Here is a 9034-nt window from a genome sequence, read left to right as displayed (position 1 = left end):
GTGTACACCTCTTTAATGTAGAAGGAAGCTAACGCTGGTTTGCCCTCGGCTCTGGTGTGGGTGATGCCAGGCCGATGTGGCTATCTAGCGATTTCGTCCGCGCACTAACAGAAGCTCAATCAGCTGACTCATCTCGTTGAACTCTGGGAGCCCGTCATAGCGAAGCCCGTCAAAGTAAAACGCCGGAGTACCGTTCACGCCGCTGCGTACACCGCCATTGAAGTCGGATTGTATTTTGGGGATGTAAGTGTCCTCTCGCATGGCAACGTCGAGTTCCTCGCTGGAAAGGCCGTGTTTTAGAACAATGGCGCGATACAGCGGCAGACCCAATCGATCCTGATTTTCATACAATTCGTCGTGAGCCTCCCAGAAGAACCCTCGACTCCCGGCATACTCCGCGGTGACCGCTGCACCCAGCGCATGCGGGTGAGCTGTGGTCAGAGGAAAGTTACGGAACACGAACAGCAAATCATCGCGAAAATGCTGTTGCAGATTCTTGACCATCCAATACGCTTCACCGCAATAGGGACATTCATAGTCGCCAAATTCCACCAAGGTGACCTTGGCATGCGCACTTCCCTGGCGATGGTCGTTGGCACTTACCGGGACTTTGAGAGTGGCCATGTAATCACCTGTTAATTTTTGGTTGGCGTGCTTTGTGGCGAATTCGCCAGAGCATCCAGCGCATCCAGAATGCCGTCCGCCCCAGGGTTGATTGCCATTGGTGAGACGTAGCTCCAGGCGACCACCCCCTCCTTGTCAATCACGAACAGTGCCCTCTTACAAACTCCGAGCTGGGACTCGTACGCTCCATACTGTCGTGCCACCGCCCCTTTGGGCTCGAAATCGGCCAGCAGGCTGAAGTGGAAATTTCGATCTTTGGCAAAGGCCTGATGACACCAGGCGCTGTCAACCGAGATACCCAGTAGCGTCGCACCGTATTCTTTGAATGTGGGTAGCAACTGGTTGTACAAGGTCAGTTGGTCGCCACAAACCGAACTCCAGTCAGCGGGATAAAACGCCAGTATCACGGGATTTCCCCTTAGCTCGTATAGCGACAGCTGCTGGTCAGGGGTTGCGTGAAGAGTGAAGTCGGGCGCGACAGTGCCGGCCGGCAGCGGACCCTGAATCAGGTCGTCAGTCGTTTCTTTTGCATCATCGAATTCTGAAATGTTCATTGCTTGAGCCTTGATAGATGGATGGTTGGGGGGGGGCTCAGCGGGATACGACTTGCCCGGCGGATAACTCCATCCACCATCAAGGAATTCTTAAAACGCGACGATGCCTCGATCTCAGCCTGAGCCTGAGCCTGAGTGTTTTCGGCAGCAAGACGTTCACATTCCGCATCAATAAGCACGAGGAAATCTGCCGTGCGTTCGCGGCATTGGATTGAGGCCAGGTTGGCAGGGGAATGGTCGGATTCGCTCTGGCTCACCAATGACTATAGTCGTTGATGACGCTTACCGTAGTAGCTGAGCGAATTTTCGGTACCCTCCAGTGCCAACAACACTCACGCGCTTATCTTGCTGCCATTTCAGGCGGCGTTTTAACACGATGATTTTGGCAGCTATTTCGCCACTTCAGACAAATCTACATCTGCTTTCTGGACGACAACTGCTGCCCGTTACGACAAGCAGAAGTCGACCAGAGGCAGACACTGAAACCGCCTTCAGGTCGACAGAATGAAGGTTGATATGGGAAATGCTCTGGACAAACGTCGCGTCGGGAGTGATTGGGGGTTCACTCGCATGGATCAACATCCTATACGGATAACGTGACCCCATTGCAGCACTGCGCGGAGCAGCAATCAAAGATGCGGCTCGTGCAGCGATGGTGCTGTACTTAACGAATAGTCGAGATCGGTCTTCGGGAAGCTGAGCGGTAGCCTTTGCGAATATTGTCACTGACCGCTTTTGGCCGACTGCAGTCAGTCACGAAAAGCCGCAGTCGACCCAAAGCGCAGGATGTGTCGAGGCAAATTCGTCGTTACTTTTTGCAGGGGCCTCGCGTCAGGGGTCGATGCGGCCCCGCTCATCCCGCCAGTGCAACGGTTCTTCGAACGGGAAGGAAGAGGGACGAACACACCTGGGCAATAGGCTGGGCAACTTCGTGCAAATCTTTCATAACCGAATGCCCCCCGGTTCGGACCTTTGATTCTGATGCAGTCACCTCCCCTCTGTGACGACGGGTTAACCCACCGTCACAGAGGGTTCACTCTTACTCTTTCACCTCAACCTTATCCAACGCCTGATTCACCGCCAACTCCCCCAACATCACCACTTGGGTAATCCCCAACAGCGTCTTGCGATGTGAGTTATCCAATAACGCCGCAAAATTGCTGAGCATAGTAGTGGCCGAGCCCAGTGATTCGCTGGCGTTGTCCAGCAGGGACTCGGTGTCGTATGCCGGGTTGGCGAGGAACATGGGTTCGGGTTCGTGGTTGCTGGCCATGATGTGGGCGCCCGGATTGAGGTAGTGGTCGAGGGCGCGTTCGGCGGCTTCGTGGAGTTTTCTGGAATCGAGGGATTCGTAGGGGGATGCCGGATTGGTGTCCGGTGGGTTGGGTGTTGGTTTGATCATAGATGAAGCTCCCGTCACAAATATAAGGAGCCATCACTCTCGCTACCAAACGAGGGTGGCGGCCATACGTGGGTTGGTAGACCGGTTGCGACAGGAAACCCGGCGCTCACAAAGGAGCCCCACGCATGCCCACCATAAAAGCAGAGTCCGAAAGAAGGGACTGCCTAAGGTGTCGCCATGCGACTGTCACAAGCGGGCTACCAAACCCGATCACTGTTTTTCAGTGACAGGGAAACGATATAGCCCCCCAAAAGCCGCACAAGCCGGCGGATTCTGGCGCACGCGTAGGCAACGACGCAAGGCGTTGTAGCCGTTAGGACGTAACGCCGAGTGTCTTTAAACGCGCACGCTAAAACATGTTTAAAGCACTCAAAAAACAGGGACGCGTAGCGCTCGCCCAAAAGCGTACACGCAGGCCTGTTTGCGTCAGAAACCAATGACAGAGATTAAAATGCCGGTTAAATGCCAACAGCGTGGTCAAGGTTCAGTTCGAGCAATGGTTGTGCAGTCCATCACGACACATATTGACTAGGTCAAAACCGGTTAATATGCCCCCGCTTCGTCTACCCTCACAAAGCGCCAAGCAAGTTCAGCTAGCGTCAGGCGCATCGATCATTTTTTCAGTTTATTCACCGGAGAGCTTCCATGCTCAAGCGTACCCTGGCATTGGCCGTCGGCCTTACCCTGACATTTGGCAGCCTGTTGGCGCAGGCCGCCGACACCTTGAAAGTCAGCGCGATTCCCGATGAAGCCCCTACTGAACTGCTGCGCAAGTTCAAGCCGCTGGGCGTTTATCTGGAGCAAAAGCTGGGCATGAAGGTTGAGTTCGTTCCGGTGAGCGACTATCCGGCCGTGGTCGAAGCGCTGGCCACCGACCGCATCGACCTGGCCTGGCTGGGCGGCTTCACGTTTGTGCAGGCACGCCTGAAAACCGGTAATGCCATTCCGCTGGTGCAGCGCGAACAGGATGCCCAGTTCACCAGCAAATTCATCACCGCCGACCCGAACGTCAAATCCCTCGCCGACCTGAAAGGCAAGACCTTCGCGTTCGGCTCGGTGTCCTCCACGTCGGGCAGTCTCATGCCGCGCTATTTCATGCTCAAGGATGGCATCAAGCCAGAAACCTACTTCAGCCGCGTCGGCTACTCGGGCGCCCATGACGCCACCGTCGCCTGGGTCCAGGCCGGCAAGGTGGACGCCGGGGTGCTGAACGCCAGCGTGTGGGAAAAACTGGTCGCTGCCGGCAAGGTCGACACCGCCAAAGTCAAAGTGTTTGCGACCACCCCGGCCTACTTCGACTACAACTGGACAGTGCGCGGGACCCTCGACCCGACGCTGGCGGCGAAGATCAAGGCGGCCTTCCTCGCACTCGATCCGGCTAACCCGAAGGACAAGGAAATTCTCGATTTGCAGGCAGCCAGCCGGTTCATCGAAACCAGCCCAGACAATTACAAAGGCATCGAGGAAGCCGCACGCGCTGCCGACCTGCTGAAATGACCTTGCGTCTGACCCAGGCCAGCCTGACCCATGCCAACGGCGTCAAGGCATTGCGAGAGGTGAACCTGCACATCGGTGCAGGCGAGCAGGTTGCCGTCATCGGCCCGTCCGGCGCTGGCAAGTCGAGCCTGCTCAACTTGCTGGCCACCGCGTTGCGACCGGACAACGGCGAGTTGCAGGTGCTCGGCGAGCGAGCGTGGCAGCTGTCTGCCCGGCAGCGCCAGCGTTTGCGCGCACGCATCGGTTTGATCCATCAATCGCCGCCCCTGCCACCGCGCCAGCGTGTGGTCACCGCGGTGCTGGCCGGAAAGTTGGGTCAGTGGGGCCTGGGCAAGAGCCTGCTGAACCTGATGCATCCTCTGGATATTCCGGGCGCCCGCGCGGCGCTGGCCAGGCTGGACCTTGGCGATAAACTGTTCGCACACTGCCAGCAACTGTCCGGCGGCCAGCTACAGCGCGTGGGCATTGCCCGCGTGTTGTATCAAGCGCCCGAGGTGCTGCTGGCCGATGAGCCGGTTTCTGCCATGGACCCGGTGCTGGCCGAACACACGCTTTCGGTGCTCTGCCGCCACGCCCGGGAGCACAACGTCACCCTGATCGCCAGCCTGCATGCGGTGGAGCTGGCCCTGGCGCACTTTTCGCGGATCATCGGCCTGCGTGACGGGCAGATCCTGTTCGACCTTGCGGCCGGCGACGTCGACCGCGAGCTGCTCGACACGCTCTACGCCAATGAGCAGTTGCACACCTCACCGGTGCCTCCAGTGTCCTTGAGTGTGCAGATTCCCCGATGCTGACGTCTGCCTCGCGCGATCCCGCCGCCCTGCCCCGTTTGCTCCTCACCCTGTTGGCGATCGCCCTGTTGTGGCCGGGCATCCACTTCAGCGAATTGGACCTCGGCGTTTTAGTGGCGAGTGACAGTCAGAGCGAGATGGGCCGGTTTGTTTCCGCCTTCTGGCCTCCGGCCCATGACGCCGAGTTCATCGAACTGCTGTTGCAAGCCACTCTGCAGACCCTGGCAATCGCCACGGCCGGCATGGCCCTGGCGTTGCTGTTGGCCGTCCCTGCCAGCCTGCTGGCCAGTCGCGCCCTGTCGCTGTCGGCCGCATCCCGTGCCGGTCACCCAAGCTTCGGCGGCCAACTGCTGCGTTGGCCGGTACGCGGTTTGTTGATTTTCCTGCGCAGCGTGCCGGAAATAGTCTGGGCCCTGCTGTTCGTGCGCGCCGTCGGCCTCGGCCCGACCGCCGGGGTATTGGCTATTGCGATTACCTACAGCGGCATGTTGGGCAAGGTCTACGCAGAAATTTTCGAGTCGGTCGATCAGCGACCCGCCCATGCATTACTGCGTTCAGGCAGCGGTCGACTGGCGGCGTTTTGCTACGGGATTTTGCCCAATGTCGCGGCGGAGCTGCTGTCGTACACGGTGTACCGCTGGGAGTGCGCGATCCGCGCCTCGGTGGTGATGGGCTTTGTCGGTGCCGGCGGTCTGGGTCAGCAAATGGATCTGTCGCTACGCATGTTCGCCGGGGGTGAAGTGGCCAGTTTATTACTGACGTTCCTCGTCCTGGTGCTGCTCGCCGATCAACTCAGCCGCCTGCTGCGCTGGAGGCTGACATGAATCGCCTGATCAACCTGGTGCTGCTCCTGAGCATTGGCGCCGCGGCAGTCGCCTCGTTCATCTACCTGGGCATCGACCTCGGCGAACTCGGCAGCGCCGGCAACCTGAAGCAGATGGCTGCCTATGTGCAGCGTTTCCTGAGCCCGGACCTGAGCGCGGGTCATCTGCAAGCCATCGGTCACGGCGCGCTGGAAACCATTGCCATGTCCGCCCTGGGCACCCTGCTCGCGGCGGTCTTCGGGCTGCTGTTGGCATTGCCCGCGGCCGGGCGTTTCGGCTGGCCGTTGCAGAGTGCATCGCGCCTGGTCCTCAATGCCTTGCGCGCGGTCCCGGAACTGGTATGGGCGGCGCTGATGGTGCTGGCCGCCGGACTCGGCCCCAATGCAGGCACCCTCGCCTTGGCCCTGCACACCACCGGCGTACTCGGCCGGCTGTTTGCCGAAGCACTGGAAAACACCCCGCCCGAACCGGCCGATGCCATCCGCCTGCAGGGCGGCAATGCCATCTCGGCGTTCTGTTACGGCACACTGCCCAACCTGTTGCCGCAGCTTCTCGCCTACATCCTGTACCGCTGGGAAAACAACATTCGCATGGCCAGTGTGCTCGGATTCGTCGGCGCCGGTGGTTTGGGGCAAATGCTGTATGTCAGCCTCAGCCTGTTCCAGGAAGCTCAAGCCAGCACGGTAATCCTGGCCATGTTGCTACTGGTGATCGCCGTCGATTCATTGAGCAGTTGGAGCCGTCAACGCTGGGTCAAGGCTTGACTGCTTTCGCAGAACGCCCTACTCCTCCAAACGCCCCGTCCCCTCACGGTCGTGTTCGTAGTGCCTGATGAGCGCAAACGCCGGCAACCAGGACTCGCGACGCACGATCCAGCTTTCGTAGGTTGGCGTCAGTTGATCAGGGGCATCGAGAGACCCCAGGTTCACTTCGATTTCATCGGCGGTGCGTGCGAAAACGGACGATCCACAGCGCGGACAAAAATGCCGCCCGGCGTAGTCGCGTGTTTCGCCCTCGATCGTCACCGCCTCCTGAGGGAAGATCGCGCTGGCATTGAAAAGGGCCCCATGATGCTTGCGGCAATCGAGACAGTGGCAAAGGCCGACCCGGTAGGGCCGTCCTGATGCCTCGATTCGAACATTGCCGCACACGCAGCCACCGGTGAATCGGTCCATGTTGCATCTCCTCTGAATCAAACACGACGGGATGGAACAGAAGGTGTCGTAACCGGCACAATCCGCTGCACCGTTTCCCTCCGTGCCTTCCTTGGTGCTAAATAGGCAGCCCAGGTTTCAAGTACAGACCCTGTCGTGTATTGCCGTGAAACGAGAAATCGATATGAACACCCATTTTCAGACAAGTGATACCCCTGAGCCCAAGACCTGGCAAGAGGCCAACCGCCACCTCCTTCCCCATCAGCCGTCAGTGGTAACAGCATGATCGAAGTCACCGAAGTGTCCATTGCCCGATTGCGTACGGCGCTGGAGTCAGGCCAGACCACGGCAGTTGAGCTGGTCCAGGCCTACCTTGCCAGGATCGACGCCTACGACGGCCCCGACACGCCAACCGCGCTCAACGCGGTGGTGGTTCGCAACCCCGAGGCGCTCAACGAAGCGCAAGCGTCCGATGCCCGTCGGGCCAAGGGCGAAACGCTCGGCCCGCTGGATGGCATTCCCTACACGGCCAAGGACAGTTATCTGGTGAAAGGCCTCACCGCAGCCTCTGGCAGTCCGGCCTTCAAAAACCTGATTGCCTATCGCGATGCCTTCACCATCGAACGGCTGCGCGCCGCTGGGGCCATCTGCCTGGGCAAGACCAACATGCCGCCGATGGCCAATGGCGGCATGCAGCGCGGGGTCTATGGCCGTGCCGAGAGCCCGTACAACGCTGACTACCTGACGGCGCCTTTCGCATCGGGCTCATCGAACGGCGCCGGGACGGCCACCGCCGCCAGTTTCGCGGCCTTCGGCCTTGCCGAAGAAACCTGGTCGAGCGGCCGCGGTCCGGCCTCGAATAATGGCTTGTGCGCCTATACCCCTTCGCGCGGGGTGATTTCGGTGCGCGGCAACTGGCCGCTGACGCCGACGATGGACGTGGTTGTGCCCTACGCGCGAACCATGGCCGACCTGCTTGAAGTGCTCGACGTGGTGGTGGCGCAAGACCCGGACACACGCGGCGATCTGTGGCGAATGCAACCCTGGGTGCCGATACCGAGCGTCGCGTCGGTGCGCCCCGCGTCCTACGCCGGGCTGGCCGCGACCACCGATGCGCTCGCTGGAAAACGCTTCGGCGTGCCGCGCATGTACATCAACGCGGACCCTGACGCGGGCACCAGCGAGGCGCCGGGCATCGGTGGCCCGACGGGGCAGAAAATCAATACCCGCCCTAGCGTGATCGGTCTTTGGGAAGACGCCCGGCGGGCACTCGAAGCCGCGGGTGCCGAGGTGGTCGAAGTCGACTTCCCGCTGGTATCGAATTGCGAAGGCGATCGTCCGGGCGCACCGACCGTGTTCACCCGCGGCCTGGTGTCCAAGGAGTTCCTGCACCATGAGTTGTGGGACCTGTCGGCCTGGGCGTTCGATGATTTTCTGCGGGCCAACGGTGATCCGAAACTGAATCGCCTGGCCGATGTCGACGGGCCGCTGATCTTCCCGCATGACCCAGGCACCCTGCCCAATCGCGAAGACGACCTTGCCGCCGGCATGGACGAATACGTGAAGATGGCCGAGCGTGGCATCACGCCGTGGGATCAGATCACCACGCTGCCGGACGGCCTGCGCGGGCTTGAAGAAACACGTCGAATCGACCTTGAAGACTGGATGGACCGGCTGAAGCTCGATGCGGTGCTATTCCCGACAGTGGCCGACGTCGGGCCGGCAAATGCCGATGTCGATCCGCAGTCGGCGGACATCGCGTGGAGTAACGGTGTGTGGGTCGCCAACGGCAACCTCGCCATCCGCCACCTCGGTGTGCCGACGGTCACGGTGCCGATGGGCGTCATGCCGGACATCGGCATGCCGGTCGGGCTGACCTTTGCCGGTCGTGCCTATGACGACTCAGCGCTGCTGCGCTTTGCTTCGGCGTTTGAGTCGGCCGGCAGCAAACGAATGATCCCGCCTCGGACACCGCCGTTGCAGGGCTGAAATAGCTGCGCGCGGGATTGGGCCAGTGCAGGCTCCAATCCCGCCTTGTCATCAATTCACCCGGACTCCAAAACTCAAACCTTCACTGATCCAAGACAATCTCCAGTCGAACAAGAACCCTGTGGCGAGGGAGCTTGCTCCCGCTGGGTCGCGAAGCGCCCCCAAAAAGGGCCTGCTGCGCAGTCCAACGGGAGCAAGC

Annotated in this window: 9 protein-coding genes and 1 pseudogene; 5 read left to right on the top strand and 5 right to left on the bottom strand. The window is 60.2% G+C overall.

All coding sequences use genetic code 11. The features are described from left to right. Nucleotides 1-84: 84 nt before the first annotated feature. The 4 genes and pseudogenes from QMX98_RS28730 to QMX98_RS28715 all read right to left on the bottom strand — a co-directional run bounded on the left by QMX98_RS28730 (nt 85) and on the right by QMX98_RS28715 (nt 2580). Nucleotides 85-624, bottom strand: a complete 540-nt coding sequence (locus QMX98_RS28730) for a DsbA family protein (protein WP_130908066.1) — start codon at nt 622-624, stop codon at nt 85-87. An 11-nt stretch (nt 625-635) separates the two neighbouring features. After that, the gene (locus tag QMX98_RS28725) at nt 636-1178 is read right to left on the bottom strand and encodes a redoxin domain-containing protein (RefSeq protein ID WP_282411749.1); all 543 of its coding nucleotides are present in this window, start codon (nt 1176-1178) and stop codon (nt 636-638) included. A 90-nt stretch (nt 1179-1268) separates the two neighbouring features. Beyond that, nucleotides 1269-1510 (bottom strand): annotated as a pseudogene (locus QMX98_RS28720) (TolC family protein); the annotation flags it as partial. 707 nt (nt 1511-2217) lie between these two features. Next, nucleotides 2218-2580, bottom strand: a complete 363-nt coding sequence (locus tag QMX98_RS28715) for a hypothetical protein (protein ID WP_282411748.1) — start codon at nt 2578-2580, stop codon at nt 2218-2220. A 645-nt stretch (nt 2581-3225) separates the two neighbouring features. Between QMX98_RS28715 and QMX98_RS28710 the strand changes: the two genes are divergently transcribed. The 4 genes from QMX98_RS28710 to phnE are packed head-to-tail and all read left to right on the top strand — an operon-like array spanning nt 3226 to nt 6456. After that, nucleotides 3226-4077, top strand: a complete 852-nt coding sequence (locus QMX98_RS28710) for a putative selenate ABC transporter substrate-binding protein (protein WP_282411747.1) — start codon at nt 3226-3228, stop codon at nt 4075-4077. Further along, nucleotides 4074-4871 carry an ATP-binding cassette domain-containing protein gene (locus QMX98_RS28705; protein ID WP_077748804.1) on the top strand — a complete coding sequence of 266 codons (798 nt, stop codon included), beginning with the start codon at nt 4074-4076 and terminating at the stop codon, nt 4869-4871. Before QMX98_RS28710 ends, QMX98_RS28705 begins: the two co-directional genes overlap by 4 nt. After that, nucleotides 4865-5692: an ABC transporter permease gene (locus QMX98_RS28700; RefSeq protein ID WP_077748803.1), complete on the top strand. Its 828-nt coding sequence runs from the start codon at nt 4865-4867 to the stop codon at nt 5690-5692. The genes QMX98_RS28705 and QMX98_RS28700 overlap by 7 nt, the downstream gene beginning before the upstream one ends. After that, entirely contained in the window at nt 5689-6456 is a 768-nt protein-coding gene (gene phnE, locus QMX98_RS28695) for a phosphonate ABC transporter, permease protein PhnE (RefSeq protein WP_145310745.1), read from the top strand. The genes QMX98_RS28700 and phnE overlap by 4 nt, the downstream gene beginning before the upstream one ends. 18 nt (nt 6457-6474) lie before the next feature. On the opposite strand, the gene QMX98_RS28690 is transcribed toward phnE, so the two are convergent. Further along, the gene (locus tag QMX98_RS28690; protein ID WP_010459086.1) at nt 6475-6867 is read right to left on the bottom strand and encodes a GFA family protein; all 393 of its coding nucleotides are present in this window, start codon (nt 6865-6867) and stop codon (nt 6475-6477) included. A 261-nt stretch (nt 6868-7128) separates the two neighbouring features. Between QMX98_RS28690 and QMX98_RS28685 the strand changes: the two genes are divergently transcribed. Further along, nucleotides 7129-8835, top strand: a complete 1707-nt coding sequence (locus QMX98_RS28685) for an amidase (protein WP_282411746.1) — start codon at nt 7129-7131, stop codon at nt 8833-8835. The last annotated feature ends 199 nt before the right edge of the window (nt 8836-9034 follow it).

Source organism: Pseudomonas sp. PS02303, assembly GCF_029959925.1.
Classification (GTDB): Bacteria; Pseudomonadota; Gammaproteobacteria; order Pseudomonadales; family Pseudomonadaceae; genus Aquipseudomonas; species Aquipseudomonas mandelii.
The sequence above is the reverse complement of the archived record's forward strand: the minus strand, read 5'-3'. Positions and strand labels throughout refer to the sequence as shown.

What these genes read in the sequence shown, in the direction of transcription:
- QMX98_RS28730 (WP_130908066.1), bottom strand. Translation starts at nt 624, where the DNA reads ATGGCCACTCTCAAAGTCCCGGTAAGTGCCAACGACCATCGCCAGGGA.
- QMX98_RS28725 (WP_282411749.1), bottom strand. Translation starts at nt 1,178, where the DNA reads ATGAACATTTCAGAATTCGATGATGCAAAAGAAACGACTGACGACCTG.
- QMX98_RS28715 (WP_282411748.1), bottom strand. Translation starts at nt 2,580, where the DNA reads ATGATCAAACCAACACCCAACCCACCGGACACCAATCCGGCATCCCCC.
- QMX98_RS28710 (WP_282411747.1), top strand. Translation starts at nt 3,226, where the DNA reads ATGCTCAAGCGTACCCTGGCATTGGCCGTCGGCCTTACCCTGACATTT.
- QMX98_RS28705 (WP_077748804.1), top strand. Translation starts at nt 4,074, where the DNA reads ATGACCTTGCGTCTGACCCAGGCCAGCCTGACCCATGCCAACGGCGTC.
- QMX98_RS28700 (WP_077748803.1), top strand. Translation starts at nt 4,865, where the DNA reads ATGCTGACGTCTGCCTCGCGCGATCCCGCCGCCCTGCCCCGTTTGCTC.
- phnE (WP_145310745.1), top strand. Translation starts at nt 5,689, where the DNA reads ATGAATCGCCTGATCAACCTGGTGCTGCTCCTGAGCATTGGCGCCGCG.
- QMX98_RS28690 (WP_010459086.1), bottom strand. Translation starts at nt 6,867, where the DNA reads ATGGACCGATTCACCGGTGGCTGCGTGTGCGGCAATGTTCGAATCGAG.
- QMX98_RS28685 (WP_282411746.1), top strand. Translation starts at nt 7,129, where the DNA reads ATGATCGAAGTCACCGAAGTGTCCATTGCCCGATTGCGTACGGCGCTG.